The sequence below is a fragment of the Flammeovirga sp. AWQ4_249 genome (assembly GCF_056161045.1).
The window spans coordinates 1-207 of sequence record NZ_JBSWYJ010000175.1 but is presented as its reverse complement, the minus strand read 5'-3'; the positions used below and the strand labels follow the sequence as shown (position 1 = coordinate 207).

The following is a 207-nucleotide window of genomic DNA, read 5'->3' as shown; positions in this document are numbered from 1 at the left end:
ACCCAAAAGATTTACTTCCTCCAGTTCAAGATTTAAAAGACCTAATTGAAGGAGAAGAATATTACACAAAATTATTTACTGGTATGTTTAATGAAGTTCCTGCAAAGGCTCCTTACAACGTTGACCCTACTGGTAAGCCACAAATTAGAGATTATGACCATATGTTGGCTTTGATGAATGAAGTCATGTCTCAACCTCCCTATTTTA

1 protein-coding gene is annotated in these 207 nt (G+C 35.3%); it reads left to right on the top strand.

Annotated elements, in window-relative coordinates; genetic code table 11:
- Nucleotides 1-207: phophatidylserine decarboxylase associated domain-containing protein (locus tag ACXAHM_RS26535; protein ID WP_474967093.1), on the top strand; the 207-nt coding region annotated here is incomplete at both ends.